This window comes from Methylobacterium sp. A54F, from assembly GCF_053346035.1.
In genome coordinates, this window is record NZ_JBKFBF010000013.1 from 40,141 (window position 1) to 53,270 (window position 13,130).

Annotated in this window: 13 protein-coding genes; 7 read left to right on the forward strand and 6 right to left on the reverse strand. The window is 70.6% G+C overall.

Annotation, left to right across the window (positions count from 1 at the left end; genetic code table 11):
* Positions 1-9: 9 nt before the first annotated feature.
* Complete coding sequence (locus ACLBXP_RS19960; protein ID WP_447669536.1) at positions 10-867, forward strand: prephenate dehydratase; 858 nt, start codon at positions 10-12, stop codon at positions 865-867.
* Positions 868-871: 4 nt separating this feature from the next.
* On the opposite strand, the gene ACLBXP_RS19965 is transcribed toward ACLBXP_RS19960, so the two are convergent.
* Positions 872-1,627, reverse strand: a complete 756-nt coding sequence (locus tag ACLBXP_RS19965; RefSeq protein WP_447669537.1) for a response regulator — start codon at positions 1,625-1,627, stop codon at positions 872-874.
* A gap of 66 nt (positions 1,628-1,693) precedes the next feature.
* Positions 1,694-2,419 (reverse strand): tyrosine-protein phosphatase, encoded by a 726-nt coding sequence (locus tag ACLBXP_RS19970; protein WP_447669538.1) that lies wholly within the window; start codon positions 2,417-2,419, stop codon positions 1,694-1,696.
* Positions 2,420-2,633: 214 nt separating this feature from the next.
* Between ACLBXP_RS19970 and ACLBXP_RS19975 the strand changes: the two genes are divergently transcribed.
* Positions 2,634-3,140 (forward strand): N-acetyltransferase family protein, encoded by a 507-nt coding sequence (locus ACLBXP_RS19975; RefSeq protein ID WP_447669539.1) that lies wholly within the window; start codon positions 2,634-2,636, stop codon positions 3,138-3,140.
* 174 nt (positions 3,141-3,314) lie between these two features.
* The gene (gene ppa / locus ACLBXP_RS19980) at positions 3,315-3,851 is read left to right on the forward strand and encodes an inorganic diphosphatase (RefSeq protein WP_447669540.1); all 537 of its coding nucleotides are present in this window, start codon (positions 3,315-3,317) and stop codon (positions 3,849-3,851) included.
* A gap of 76 nt (positions 3,852-3,927) precedes the next feature.
* Here the strand turns inward: ppa and ACLBXP_RS19985 are convergent, their stop codons facing one another.
* Entirely contained in the window at positions 3,928-5,196 is a 1,269-nt protein-coding gene (locus ACLBXP_RS19985) for an FAD-dependent monooxygenase (protein ID WP_447669541.1), read from the reverse strand.
* A 170-nt stretch (positions 5,197-5,366) separates the two neighbouring features.
* Here ACLBXP_RS19985 and tesB point away from each other — a divergent pair, with 170 nt between their 5' ends.
* The 3 genes from tesB to ACLBXP_RS20000 all read left to right on the forward strand — a co-directional run bounded on the left by tesB (position 5,367) and on the right by ACLBXP_RS20000 (position 8,582).
* Positions 5,367-6,236, forward strand: coding sequence for an acyl-CoA thioesterase II (gene tesB, locus ACLBXP_RS19990; protein WP_447669542.1), 870 nt, complete (start codon positions 5,367-5,369; stop codon positions 6,234-6,236).
* A gap of 394 nt (positions 6,237-6,630) precedes the next feature.
* Complete coding sequence (locus ACLBXP_RS19995) at positions 6,631-6,969, forward strand: P-II family nitrogen regulator (RefSeq protein WP_447669543.1); 339 nt, start codon at positions 6,631-6,633, stop codon at positions 6,967-6,969.
* A 110-nt stretch (positions 6,970-7,079) separates the two neighbouring features.
* Entirely contained in the window at positions 7,080-8,582 is a 1,503-nt protein-coding gene (locus ACLBXP_RS20000) for an ammonium transporter (RefSeq protein ID WP_447669544.1), read from the forward strand.
* 100 nt (positions 8,583-8,682) lie between these two features.
* Here the strand turns inward: ACLBXP_RS20000 and serA are convergent, their stop codons facing one another.
* The gene (gene serA, locus ACLBXP_RS20005; RefSeq protein WP_447669545.1) at positions 8,683-10,275 is read right to left on the reverse strand and encodes a phosphoglycerate dehydrogenase; all 1,593 of its coding nucleotides are present in this window, start codon (positions 10,273-10,275) and stop codon (positions 8,683-8,685) included.
* A 272-nt stretch (positions 10,276-10,547) separates the two neighbouring features.
* Positions 10,548-11,717: a phosphoserine transaminase gene (locus tag ACLBXP_RS20010; protein WP_447669546.1), complete on the reverse strand. Its 1,170-nt coding sequence runs from the start codon at positions 11,715-11,717 to the stop codon at positions 10,548-10,550.
* 219 nt (positions 11,718-11,936) lie between these two features.
* On the opposite strand from ACLBXP_RS20010, the gene ACLBXP_RS20015 reads away from it, so the two are divergent.
* Positions 11,937-12,104: a hypothetical protein gene (locus ACLBXP_RS20015; RefSeq protein WP_447669547.1), complete on the forward strand. Its 168-nt coding sequence runs from the start codon at positions 11,937-11,939 to the stop codon at positions 12,102-12,104.
* A gap of 243 nt (positions 12,105-12,347) precedes the next feature.
* Here the strand turns inward: ACLBXP_RS20015 and trmD are convergent, their stop codons facing one another.
* Positions 12,348-13,070 (reverse strand): tRNA (guanosine(37)-N1)-methyltransferase TrmD, encoded by a 723-nt coding sequence (gene trmD, locus ACLBXP_RS20020; RefSeq protein ID WP_447669548.1) that lies wholly within the window; start codon positions 13,068-13,070, stop codon positions 12,348-12,350.
* Positions 13,071-13,130 lie beyond the last annotated feature (60 nt).

Here is a 13,130-nt window from a genome sequence, read left to right on the forward strand (position 1 = left end):
ACCGAGACGATGACCGAACGCACCATCTCCTATCAGGGCGAGCCCGGCGCCAACTCGCACATCATCTGCGCCCAGGCCTATCCGGGCTGGGAATACCTGCCCTGCCCGACCTTCGAGGACGCCTTCGCGGCGGTGGCGGAGCATCGGGCGTCGCTCGCCATGATCCCGATCGAGAATTCGAGCGCGGGCCGGGTGGCGGATATCCACCACCTTTTGCCGAGCTCGCCGCTCCACATCGTGGCCGAGCACTTCCTGCCGATCCACTTCCAGCTGATGGCGCTGCCGGGCGCGTCCAGCGAGGGATTGGCGAGTGTCCACAGCCATGTCCACGCGCTCGGCCAGTGCCGGCGCATCATCCGGCGGCTGGGCCTGCGCGCGGTGGTGGCGGGCGATACGGCCGGCGCCGCACGCGAGGTCGCGGAGGCCCGCGACCCGACCCGGGCGGCGCTGGCGCCGGCGCTCGCCGCGGAGGTCTACGGCCTGGAGATCCTGGCCCGCGACGTCGAGGACGAGGCCCACAACACCACGCGCTTCGTGGTGTTCTCGCCGGAGCCCCTGGCCGTCGAGCCGAATGTCGGCCCGATGGTGACGAGCTTCGTGTTCCGGGTGCGCAACATCCCGGCGGCGCTCTACAAGGCGCTCGGGGGCTTCGCCACGAACGGCGTCAACATGTCGAAGCTCGAGAGCTACATGGTAGAGGGCCAGTTCACCGCCACGCAGTTCTACGCCGAGGTCGACGGCCACCCGGAGGATCCGGGGCTGGCGCGGGCGCTGGAGGAGCTGGGCTACTTCTCGCGGGAGCTGAAGGTCATCGGCACCTACCCGGCGCACCCCTTCCGCGAGGCGGCGCGCCCGGCGGCGGAGTGAAGGTTCATTGAGCTTGTATTGCGTTCAGCACAAGCTTAACCAATGTGCCAGGCATATTTGTAGCGCCTGCGGCACCACGGCTGCGAGCAGCGATGTCAGCCTGCGGCGTGCCGATACTCGAATATATTATGTACGGCGTCATATTTCCTAGTTTTCTAAGCTCCTCTAGAAAATCGTATCCCGCTCGATCGCCCTCTGGACGACCCATATCCGAAATTATAACATCAAACTTATTTGATTTAGCCTGCTTGAGTGCCTCTTCAGTACTCAATGCGCGAATGATTTTAATACCAAAAGCCTCCAATGCCTGCTGTTCGTAGATATTATTCTCTGGATTGTCGTCAACCCACAGTATTTCCGCACCTCTTGCGTTCTTCAACGCCCGTGGAGTCGCAGCAGCCTGCGCGGTCTCGATATTTCGCTCGACTGTTTTGGCAATTTCATAAGACGAAGGAGTCGCACTCACTTGTGGACCTGCATCGCTCGGCTTCTGACGCGATGGTTGAGCCTGCTCGGAATCGGATTGGACCAACTTAGCCTGGGTCGCAGCGGCAGCTAGCCTGGACGCCGCTTCGGGAGGAAGCTGGAGTTTCAAAACACCTTCCGCACCAGGGATCTTGAAGCTTAACTCGCTCAATCCTTTCAGGATCTGCGAAAATTCAACCCTAAACAATAATAATATCAACAATAAAAGGCTTGGCCATATGAAGGCGGAAATCAACTTCGAAATTGCTTCCAATAATTCGGAAAATTCCTTCATGACATCTACTTAAATAATTTACAGTACAAGCCAGCATACCATAAAATAAAATTTAATCAATAAATTCTATTCCCGCCGCAGAATCCGGTCGACGATCACGTCGGAGAAGAAGCTCGGCCGGAAGCCGCGGCGCAGCGCCTCGGGGTCGTAGACGGTCTCGACCCAGGTCAGGAAGTCGAGCCCCTTCGCCTCGCCCTCGATCAGGTAGAGGGCGAAGAAGGCGTCGAGGATGCCCGTCTTGGCGAAGCGGAAGTGCCCGTAGCGGGGCGAGAGCTGGGCCATCGCCTCGCGCACCGGCCGCCCCTCGTGCAGGATGAGGTAGAGCACCGAGGCGAGGCCCGCCCGGTCGGCGCCCGACTTGCAGTGCATCACCGCCGGGTATTCGAGGCCGGCGAAGAAGTCCCTGGCGGCGAGGATGGTCTCGCGGGCCGGCGCCTCGCGGGAGCGCAGCACGAACTCCACGAGCCTCAGCCCGTGGCGCTCGCAGGCCTCCCGCTGCAGCGGCCAGGAGCCGTGCTCGCGCCCGCCCCGGAGCGAGACGATGGTCCGCACCCCCTCGCGCCGGAAGCGGGCGAGGTCGTGCGGGCCCGGCTGGGCCGAGCGCCACAGCGGGCCGGTGCCGACCCGGTGCCGGTTGAGGTAGGCGAGGCGGAACACCCCGTGGTCCACGAGCAGCATGTTCGCCCAGGCCCGCAGCCGGTCGCCGGGCCCACCGATCGGCCGCTCGAAGCGGGCGATCCGGGCCATCCGCCGGGCATACCGGGTCTCGGGCTTGAGGAATCGGTTGAACACGGGCCGGGGCGCGGGGTGCGGGCAGGGGAGGCCGGAGCCTCTAGCAGCGCCCCGGGGTCCGGGCAAATCGCGGACCCGGCGGGCCCCCGCAACCGGCACCGCACTTGCCTGCGGCTCGGGTTGCGCGCGCCCGCGAACCCAAGCGGCCCCGCGCGAGTTGGATTGCCTGACGCCGGCGCATCGCGCCCGCGCACCGAGCGAGAGGGAGCCGGCCATGACCACCCGCACCACGAGCATCCGCCGGGCCCGCGAAGGGGATGCCGGCGCTCTGTCGGCGGTGTTCGATGCGGCCTGGCGGGAGGCCTACCGGGGCATCATCCCCGGCGTCGCCCTGGAGCGGCTGATCTCGCAGCGCGATCACGCCTGGTGGCGCGGCGCCCTGCGGCGGGGGCGGCCGGTGGCGGTGGTCGATGCCGGCGAGACCGTGGTGGGCTACGCGACCTACGGCCGGGCGCGCAGCCGCGCCCTCGGCACGGAGAGCGAGATCGACGAGCTGTACCTGCGCCCCGAGTACCAGGGCCTCGGCCTCGGCCGGCGCCTGTTCCGCGCGGTGCGCAACGACCTCGCCGATCACGGCCTGCCGCGCCTCGGCGTCTGGACCCTCGAGGACAACGACCGCGCCGCGCGGTTCTACGAGGGCCTGGGCGGCACGCCCGGCGCCCGCACCCTCGACCGGGTGGCGGGGATCCCGCTGCCCAAGGTCGGCTACCGCTTCGCCTGACGGCGCCCGGAAAACGTCGCGCCTCCCCACGCAAGTCGGATTTGCTTTGTCGGGCAACGGCCTTAAGACACCGGCCTGACGGCCACCGGGCCGCAATGGCTGCGCGACCGCGCGGTGCGGATCGGAGCCTGCGCGCGCCGTCCCGCCGCGGTGCCGAAGGTCTGGAGAGGAAACATGCTCATCGACGCCGTCTCGATCGGCAAGAACCCGCCGCACGACGTCAACGTGATCATCGAGGTGCCGATCGGCGGCGAGCCGATCAAGTACGAGATGGACAAGGATTCCGGCGCCCTCGTGGTCGACCGCTTCCTCTATACGGCGATGCACTACCCCGGGAATTACGGCTTCATTCCCCACACCCTGTCGGGCGACGGCGACCCCTGCGACGTGCTGGTGGCCAACACCCGCGCCATCGCGCCCGGCGCGATCATGAGCGTGCGCCCCGTGGGCGTGCTGGTGATGGAGGACAATGCCGGCGAGGACGAGAAGATCGTCGCGGTGCCCTCGCGCCACCTGACGATGCGCTACGACCGGGTCGAGAACTACACCGACCTGCCCGACATCACCCTGAGCCAGATCCAGCACTTCTTCGAGCACTACAAGGACCTCGAGCCCGGCAAGTGGGTGAAGGTCGTGCGCTGGGGCGACAAGGCGGAGGCCCATCGCCTGATCCAGGAAGGCATCGAGCGCGCCAACGCCCGCAAGGGCTGAGGACAGCGCTTACCGACGATGCCCCCCGGCGGCCGTGCCCGGCCGGCGGGGGCTGCGGGCGCTTCCCGCGGCGCCGCTACAGCGCCTCGCCCCGAAGGAGCCGCGGCTCCCGGCCCCGGGTCGCGGCGGCCTCCCCGATGAAGAAGCGCTTGAGGGCCGGCGCCCGGTCCACCAGACCGAGGCCGAGGTCCCGGGCGACGCGCAGGGGCAGCAGGTCGTTCGAGAACAGCCGGTTGAGCCCGTCCGTGGCGGCCGCCATCGCGACGGTGTCGAAGCGCCGGCTCGCCTCGTAGTCCCGCAGCACCGCCGGATCGCCGGGATCGAGGCCGAGGCGGAGCGCCTCCGACACGGCCTCGGCCAGCGCCGCCGCCGCCGCGAGGCCGAGGTTGAGACCCTGGCCGGCGATCGGGTGGATTACGTGGGCGGCGTCCCCCAGCAGCGCCAGCCGCTCCCCGTAGAAGCGCCGGGCGATGCCCACCGCCAGCGGATGGGCGCTCGGCCCGTGCTCCAGCGCGAGGGTCCCGAGCTCGGGCGTGAAGCGGCGCTCGATCTCGCCGAGCACCTCGGTCGGGTCGCCCCCGAGGAGGGCCGCCACGTCGGCGCTGCGCTCCGTCCAGACGATCGAGGAGCGGTGCCCGAGGGTCCCGCCCGGGGCCAGCGGCAGGATCGCGAACGGCCCGCTCGGCAGGAAGTGCTCGAAGGCCCGGCCCGCATGGTCGCGCGCGTGGCCGATCGTCGCCACGATGCCGGTCTGCGGGTAGTCGCGGCCGACCCAGCCGATCCCCGCGGCCTCGCGCAGGCGCGAGCGCGCCCCGTCCGCGGCGACGAGGAGGGAGGCCCGGTGCGTCCGCCCGTCGCCGAGCGCGGCCTCGATCGCGGTGGCGCCCGGCACCGCCCGCGCGATGCCGACGGCCTCCAGGGTCACGCCCGCCTCGCGGCACGCCTCGAGCAGGGCGCCGGCCAGCGGCTCCGCCTCGACCATGTGAGCGAAGGGGCCGTCGAGGGGGCCGTCCGCGCCCGCGTCCTGCGCGAAGGTGAGGAAGACCGGCCGCACCGGGTCGGCGAGGCGGCTGTCGCTGATCGCCATCTCGGCGATGGGCTGCGCCCGGTCGGCGATGCGCGCCCAGACGCCGAGCCGCTCCAGCATCCGGCGCGCCCCGGCCGCCACCGCGAAGGCCCGGCCGCGGTGCCGGGCGGCGCCCGCCGGCAGGCCGGGGTCGCACAGCGTGACGTCGACGGCGGGCCCGTGCGCCTGCTTCAGGGCCACCGCGAAGGCGAGCCCCGGAATACCGCCGCCGGCGACGAGGATGCGGCGGCTGCCCGGCCGCGGCGTCGTTTCGGACATGCTGCCCTCCTGCCCGCCGATCCGGCGGACGTTTCGTTCCGCAGTGCCATCCCGGCGACCGCCCGGCAATGCGGCGTGCCGACGGGGGGTGATGGACGCTTGCCCGGAAACCGGTATGTCGTGGGGCCGAGGGGCACCCGTCAGCCACCACACGGAAGCCGATCCTGACCATGACCGGAATCGTCGCCGAACTCCTCGGCATCCTCGACCTCGAACGCCTCGAGGTCGACCTGTTCCGCGGCACCAGCCCGGGGGGCGGCTGGCCGCGGGTGTTCGGCGGGCAGGTGGTGGCCCAGGCCCTCGTCGCCGCGACCCGCACCGTGCCGCCGAGCCGACCGCCCCACTCGCTGCACGCCTACTTCCTCCTCGGCGGCGACCCCAAGGTGCCGATCGTCTACGAGGTGGAGCGCATCCGCGACGGGCGCAGCTTCACGACGCGGCGGGTCAAGGCGGTCCAGCACGGCCGGGCGATCTTCGCGATGTCGATCTCCTACCAGGCGGTCGAGGAAGGCTTCACCCACCAGGCGACGATGCCGGACGTGCCGCCGGCGGAGTCCCTGCCGGACACCCGCGCCCTGATCGCCGGCGCGGCCGGGACGATCCCGCCCGCCGTGGCGGGCTACTTCGCCCGGCCCCGCCCGATCGAGCTGCGCCCGGTGGAGCTCGCGCGCTACATCCGGCGCGAGCCGAGCGAGCCGCGCTGCAATGTCTGGTTCCGGGCGGCCTCCGCCCTGCCGGACGATCCGGCGATACATCAGGCGGTGCTGGCCTACGCCTCGGACATGACGCTCCTCGACGCCTCCCTGATCGCGCACGGGCGGACGGTGTTCGACCCGGAGATCCAGTCGGCGAGCCTCGACCACGCGCTCTGGCTGCACCGCCCGTTCCGGGCGGATGAATGGCTCCTCTACGCGCAGGACAGCCCGGCGGGCGGCGGCGCCCGCGGCTTCTCCCGCGGGCAGATCTTCGACGCCGCCGGCAACCTCGTGGCTTCCGTGGCCCAGGAGGGCCTGATCCGCCCGCGCGACCAGGACCGATAGGGCACCCGACGACGACGGGCGAAGGCCCTCGGAGCCCCCGACCGCTCCGGGTTCGCCCGGCGCGGCTGCTGCGGCGCGCGGGGTCCCATAAATGCGGCACGCGTCACGCCGAGCGGAGCCCGCGACCGAATTCTGCCGCCGCGAGCGGCTTCCTGCACAATTCGTATGCAGTTTGAGGCGCCGCCGCGCACGCGAAAGCACCAGCCGGCGTCCAACAGCTAGGCAGCCGCGCGAAGGTCCAAAAGGTTCCCGGCCGCGACACCGCTGGCATAGTCCTTGAATGACGGCCGCCGAACGCGGGGTCATTCCGATCCCCGCGGACAATCCGGACCGGGCCGCCGCGCAGGGGCGGCCTCGGCAACCGGCTTCCCGTTCGCACAAGGGGGCGCCGCCCATGAAAATCGTGATGGCCATCATCAAGCCGTTCAAGCTGGAGGAGGTGCGCGACGCCCTCACCGGCATCGGCGTGCACGGCCTGACCGTCACCGAGGTGAAGGGCTACGGCCGTCAGAAGGGCCACACCGAGATCTACCGGGGCGCCGAGTACGCGGTGAGCTTCCTGCCGAAGCTCAAGATCGAGGTCGCGGTGTCCGCCGACCTCACGAGCAGCGTGATCGACGCGATCGCCGGCGCCGCCCGCACCGGGCAGATCGGCGACGGAAAGATCTTCGTGATGCCGCTGGAGAAGGCGGTCCGTATCCGCACCGGCGAGACGGACGCCGACGCCCTCTGAGCCCCGCGACCGGGCGCCCGCGACCGCCGAATCCGGCGGGGGAGCGCCGGGCCAACACCGAACCACCGCTTCACAACCAGAATCGCATCGCGATCGGGAGTCTCGTGTCCATGAAACTTCGCACCATCCTCGCGCTCGGCCTGGGAGGGGCGGCGCTGGCCGCCATCCTGGTGGAGCCGTCCCTCGCGCAGACGCCGGTGCCGGAAGCCGCCACCGCCGCCCCGCCCTCGCCGCTGCCCAACAAGGGCGACACCGCCTGGATGCTGGTCTCGGCCCTCCTCGTGCTGATGATGGTCGTGCCGGGGCTGGCGCTGTTCTACGGCGGCCTCGTGCGCACCAAGAACATGCTCTCGGTGCTGACCCAGGTCTTCGCCATCGCGGCGATCGTCTGCCTGCTGTGGGTCTGCTACGGCTACAGCCTCGCCTTCACCAACGGCGGCGGCCTCAACGACTTCGTGGGCGGCTTCTCGAAGGTGTTCCTCAAGGGCGTCGACCCGAACTCGGTGGCGGCGACCTTCTCGAACGGCGTCGTGATCCCCGAATACGTCTACATCTGCTTCCAGATGACGTTCGCGATGATCACCCCGGCGCTCATCGTCGGCGCCTTCGCGGAGCGGATGAAGTTCTCGGCGCTGGTCGTGTTCACCATCCTGTGGGTCACGCTGATCTACTTCCCGATGGCGCACATGGTCTGGTACTGGGCCGGCCCGGACGCGGTGGGCAACGCCGCCAAGGCGCTGGCCGCGGCCACCGACGACGCCTCGAAGGCCTCGGCCCAGGCCGCCCTCGACGCCGTCAACGCCGATGCGGGCATGATCTTCAAGTGGGGCGCCCTCGACTTCGCGGGCGGCACCGTGGTGCACATCAACGCGGGCATCGCGGGCTTCGTCGGCTGCCTGATCATGGGCAAGCGCATCGGCTACGGCCGTGACCTGCTCGCGCCGCACTCCCTGACCATGACGATGATCGGCGCCTCGCTGCTCTGGGTCGGCTGGTTCGGCTTCAACGCCGGCTCCAACCTTGAGTCGAACGGCACCACCGCGCTCGCCATGATCAACACCTTCGTGGCCACCGCCGCGGCCGCCGTCTCCTGGCTGTTCGTGGAGTGGGCGCTCAAGGGCAAGCCGTCGCTCCTCGGCATGCTGTCGGGCGCCATCGCGGGCCTCGTCGCCGTCACCCCGGCGGCGGGCTTCGCGGGCCCGATGGGCTCGATCGTGCTGGGCCTCATCGCGGGCGCGGTCTGCTTCATCATGTGCTCGACCGTGAAGAACGCGCTGGGCTACGACGACAGCCTCGACGTGTTCGGCGTCCACTGCATCGGCGGCATCCTGGGTGCGCTCGGCACCGGCATCCTGGTGAACCCGGCGCTGGGCGGCGTCGGCCTGCCGGACTACACCACGAAGCCCGGCGAGCTCGTCGTCGGCCCCTACGACCTCGCCACGCAGCTCCTGGCGCAGGGCAAGGCCGTCGGCTTCACCCTGCTGTTCTCGGGCATCGGCTCGGCGATCCTCTACAAGCTGATCGACGTGACGATCGGCCTGCGGGTGACGCAGGACGAGGAGCGCGAGGGCCTCGACATCGCCGACCACGGCGAGCGTGCCTACAACTACTGATCGGTCGAACCCGACCCCTCGGGGTCCGCGGTAGCGCAAGAAAAGAGGGCCCCGGATCGCTCCGGGGCCCTTCCTCGTCTATGTCCGACCTGGGCTCGCCTCAGAAGCTCACGGCCCGCACCCGCTTCACCTGCGGGATTGCCGCGATCTCGGCCAGCACCTCGGGCGCCACAGGGCCGTCCACCGCCACGAAGGCGATGGCGTTGCCGCCCTCCGCCTCGCGGCCGAGGTTGAACGTCGCGACGTTGACGCCGGCCTCGCCGAGCACGCTGCCGAAGCGGCCGATGAAGCCCGGCTTGTCGTGGTTGCGCACGTAGAGCATGTGCGGCGCGAACGGCGCGTCGATCTCGATGCTGCGGATCTCGATGACCCGCGGCTTGCCGTCGTGGAAGACGGTGCCGGCGGCGTCCCGCGGCATGTCCTCGGCCTCGACGGTGATGCGCACCACCGACTCGTAGTCGCCGTTGCCGCCCTCGCGCTTCACCTCGTCGACGACGATGCCGCGCTCCCGGGCGATGGCGGGCGCCGAGACCATGTTGATGTCGGCGAGGAACGGCCGCAGCACGCCGGTCACCGCCGCCGAGGTCAGGGCGCGGGTGTTCATGCCCGCGACCTCGCCCTCGTAGGTGATGCGGATGCCCTTCACGGGGGCGTCGGTGAGCTGGCCCAGGAAGGAGCCGAGCTTGTCGGCGAGCGCCACGAAGGGCTTGAGGCGGGGCGCCTCGTCGGCGGAGATCGAGGGGAAGTTGATGGCGTTGCTGATGGCGCCGCTGAGCAGATAGTCCGCCATCTGCTCGGCGACCTGGAGCGCCACGTTCTCCTGCGCCTCGCTGGTGGAGGCGCCGAGATGGGGCGTGCAGATCACGTTGGGGTGGCCGAACAGCGGGTTCTGCGTGGCGGGCTCCTCCACGAACACGTCGAAGGCCGCCCCGGCGACGTGGCCCGAATCGAGGGCCGCCCGCAGCGCCGCCTCGTCCACCAGCCCACCGCGGGCGCAGTTGACGATGCGCACGCCGCGCTTGGCCTTGGCCAGCGCCTCCGCCGAGAGGATGTTGCGGGTCTTGTCCGTCATCGGCACGTGCAGCGTGATGATGTCGGCGCGGGCGAGGAGCTGGTCGAGCTCAACCTTCTCGACGCCGATCTCCAGGGCGCGCTCGGGCGACAGGAAGGGGTCGTAGGCCACGACCTTGAGCTTCAGGCCGATCGCCCGGTCGGCCACGATGGCGCCGATGTTGCCGCAGCCGATCACCCCGAGGGTCTTGGCCGTCAGCTCGACGCCCATGAACCGGTTCTTCTCCCACTTGCCGCCTTGGGTGGAGAGGTCGGCCGCGGGGATCTGGCGAGCCAGCGCGAACATCAGCGCGATGGCGTGCTCGGCGGTGGTGATGGAGTTGCCGAAGGGCGTGTTCATCACGATGACGCCCTTGGCGGTCGCGGCCGGCACGTCGACGTTGTCGACGCCGATGCCGGCGCGGCCGACGACCCGCAGGCGCGCGGCCGCCGCGAGGATCTTCGGGGTCACCTTGGTGGCGGAGCGGATCGCGAGGCCGTCGTAGTCGCCGATGACGGCGGCGAGCGCTTCCTTGTCCTTGCCGAGTTCGGGGCGGAAATCGACGTCGATGCCGCGGTCACGGAAGATCTGGACAGCGGCTTCCGACAGCGCGTCGGAGATGAGCACCTTGGGAGCGGGCATCGCATGCCTCCTGCTCTGGTGTGTCGGGGGAGGGTGGGGCGGCCGGGCAGGGGCCCGGGCGCGGAATTTTTGGGGATCATTCGTATCGGGCCCGCGACGCAGCCGTCCCTCCCCCTAGCGGGGGCGGGAAGCCGGGTGTCCGGGATGGCCGAGAGGCTGGAGCCGCTTCGTCCGGCGCCGCCCCTCTCCCGACCCGCTTCGCGGGCCACCCTCCCCCGCGGAGGGGGGAGGGAGAGATGGCGGCGGCCGGGTGTGCTCCGGCCGACCTCGGCCTACGCCGCCCGGGCGAGCTTCGCCTTGGCCTCGCCGAAGGCCCAGTCGAGCCACGGGGTCAGGGCCTCGAGGTCCGAGCGCTCGACGGTAGCGCCGCACCAGACGCGCAGGCCGGGGGGCGCGTCGCGGTAGGCGCCGATGTCGAGGGCGACGCCCTCGGCTTCGAGGATCTCCACGATGTCCTTGGCCACCGCCGCCACCGCCGCGTCGCCCTTGGCGAGCACGTCCGGGTCGGCGATCACCAGGCAGACGCCGGTGTTCGAGTAGGTGGCCGGGTCGACCGCGAGGTTGGCGATCCAGGGCGTGCGCGCGACCCAGTCGAGGATCGTCTTCGCGTTGGCGTCCGCGCGGGCGAGCAACGCGTCGAGGCCGCCGATGCGCTCCGCCCAGCGGAGGGTGTCGAGGTAGTCCTCGGTGGCGAGCATCGAGGGCGTGTTGATGGTGTCGCCCTTGAAGATGCCCTCGATGAGCTTGCCGCCCTTCGTCAGGCGGAAGACCTTCGGCACGGGCCAGGCGGGCGTGTGGCTCTCGAGGCGCGCGACGGCGCGGGGCGAGAGGATCAGCATGCCGTGCGCGGCCTCGCCGCCCATCACCTTCTGCCAGGAGAAGGTGACGACATCGAGCTTGTCCCAGGCCAGGGGCTGGGCGAACGCCGCCGAGGTGGCGTCGCAGATCATCAGGCCCTCGCGGTCGGCCGCGATCCAGTCGCCGTTCGGCACCTTCACGCCCGCGGCGGTGCCGTTCCAGGTGAAGATGACGTCGTTGTGCTGCGTGTCGATCGCCGCGAGGTCCGGCAGCACGCCGTAGGGCGTCTGGTGGATGCGCGGGTTGATCTTGAGCTGCTTGAGGGCGTCCGTGACCCACTCGGCCCCGAAGGCCTCCCAGGCCGCGACCTCGACGGTCTTCGGCCCGAGCATCGTCCACATCGCCATCTCGACGGCGCCGGTGTCGGAGGCCGGAACGATGCCGATGCGGTAGTCGGCCGGCACGCGCAGCACCTGGCGCGTCAGGTCGATCGCTTCCTTGAGCTTGGCCTTGCCGAGGGGCGAGCGGTGCGAGCGGCCGAGGGCGGCGTCGCCGAGCGCGTCGAGGCTCCAGCCCGGACGCTTGGTGCAGGGGCCGGACGAGAAATAGGGCACGCGGGGGCGCGTGGCGGGTCGGTTCGTCATGTGATCCATCCTTACAGATGGGCGCTCCTCGTTGGGGAGGAGTGTCCCGCGCAGCGGCATGATCCTGATTCGGGGTGAAAGCAAGTGACCGGGGACACGCCAGGCGTGCAGGCGGCCCCTGCGCGGCCGGAGCGCAACACCGGGCAGGGGCCCCGGGAACGCCGCCTTAAGGTTACTGCGCGATCCTGCCATCTTCATGGTGCGTAAGGCGTATTCCCGATGACGTTCGAAGAGGTCGCGCTCCCCTGCGCGTGGGCCGTGCTCCTGCTCGCCGGCCTCTGCCTGGTCCCGAAATCGAAGCACATTGCGAAAGAGCCGGAAGACGAACGGCCGGAGCCGGCCTTCCTCGACGTCGGCGGACCGGTCATCGACGTCGAGCCGGCCTGAGACCGGTCCGCGGGCGCTGGGGCAGCCCGGCTCCGGGCGACGCAATCCTCGACGCAACATCCCCGCAACGGGAGCCCCTTAGAGGCATCTCCACGCAGCGGCCGCCAGCCGCCCTCCGGGATGCCCGTCATGATCAGCGATTGCCAGTTCCGCCGCCTCTGCGTCGCCGTGTTCGGCCTCGGCCTCGCGCTGGCGCCCCTGGTGGAGCCGATGCTGCCCTGAGGCGCGGCCGGGATCCGTCCCTCAGGGGTCGCGCCGCAGCAGGTCCGGCCGGCGCTCCCGGGTGAGGCGCTCCGATTCGGCCCGGCGCCAGCGGGCGATGGCGGCGTGGTTGCCGCCGGTCAGGACGTCCGGGATCGGCCGGCCCTCCCAGTCCCGCGGACGGGTGTAGTGGGGATATTCGAGGCGCCCGTCCTCGAAGCTCTCCTCCTCGCCCGAGGCCGCCTTGCCCATCACGCCGGGCAGCAGGCGCACGCAGGCGTCGATCAGCACCATCGCGGCGATTTCTCCGCCGGACAGGACATAGTCGCCGATCGAGACCTCCTCGAGCCCGCGGCCCGCGATGACGCGCTCGTCGACCCCCTCGAACCGCCCGCAGACCACGACGAGCCCGGGCCCGGCACCCAGCGCCCGCACGCGCGCCTGGCTCAGGGGCCGGCCGCGCGGCGACATCAGCAGGCGCGGCCGCGGGTCGCCCTCGGGCGCGGCCGCGTCGATCGCGGCGGCGAGTACGTCGCAGCGCAGCACCATCCCGGCGCCGCCGCCGGCCGGGTTGTCGTCGACGCTGCGATGTCGCCCGATCCCGTGCGCGCGGATGTTGCGAGCCTCCAGCGCCCAGCCGCCGCGGGCCAGGGCATCGCCCGAGAGCGACAGGCCGAGGGGCCCCGGGAACATTTCGGGGTAGAGGGTCAGCACCGTCGCGCGCCAGGGCACGGCGGTCTCGGGGGGCAGTAGGGTGGGCTCCATGCGGCTTGATGGCGCCTCCGCGGCCGCCCGGTCAACGGCACCGAAGCCGGCGGCGCGGGT

What these genes read in the sequence shown, in the direction of transcription:
- serA (WP_447669545.1), bottom strand. Translation starts at nt 10,275, where the DNA reads ATGCCCGCTCCCAAGGTGCTCATCTCCGACGCGCTGTCGGAAGCCGCT.
- ACLBXP_RS20000 (WP_447669544.1), top strand. Translation starts at nt 7,080, where the DNA reads ATGAAACTTCGCACCATCCTCGCGCTCGGCCTGGGAGGGGCGGCGCTG.
- tesB (WP_447669542.1), top strand. Translation starts at nt 5,367, where the DNA reads ATGACCGGAATCGTCGCCGAACTCCTCGGCATCCTCGACCTCGAACGC.
- trmD (WP_447669548.1), bottom strand. Translation starts at nt 13,070, where the DNA reads ATGGAGCCCACCCTACTGCCCCCCGAGACCGCCGTGCCCTGGCGCGCG.
- ACLBXP_RS20015 (WP_447669547.1), top strand. Translation starts at nt 11,937, where the DNA reads ATGACGTTCGAAGAGGTCGCGCTCCCCTGCGCGTGGGCCGTGCTCCTG.
- ACLBXP_RS19975 (WP_447669539.1), top strand. Translation starts at nt 2,634, where the DNA reads ATGACCACCCGCACCACGAGCATCCGCCGGGCCCGCGAAGGGGATGCC.
- ACLBXP_RS19985 (WP_447669541.1), bottom strand. Translation starts at nt 5,196, where the DNA reads ATGTCCGAAACGACGCCGCGGCCGGGCAGCCGCCGCATCCTCGTCGCC.
- ACLBXP_RS19965 (WP_447669537.1), bottom strand. Translation starts at nt 1,627, where the DNA reads ATGAAGGAATTTTCCGAATTATTGGAAGCAATTTCGAAGTTGATTTCC.
- ACLBXP_RS19995 (WP_447669543.1), top strand. Translation starts at nt 6,631, where the DNA reads ATGAAAATCGTGATGGCCATCATCAAGCCGTTCAAGCTGGAGGAGGTG.
- ACLBXP_RS19960 (WP_447669536.1), top strand. Translation starts at nt 10, where the DNA reads ATGACCGAACGCACCATCTCCTATCAGGGCGAGCCCGGCGCCAACTCG.
- ppa (WP_447669540.1), top strand. Translation starts at nt 3,315, where the DNA reads ATGCTCATCGACGCCGTCTCGATCGGCAAGAACCCGCCGCACGACGTC.
- ACLBXP_RS20010 (WP_447669546.1), bottom strand. Translation starts at nt 11,717, where the DNA reads ATGACGAACCGACCCGCCACGCGCCCCCGCGTGCCCTATTTCTCGTCC.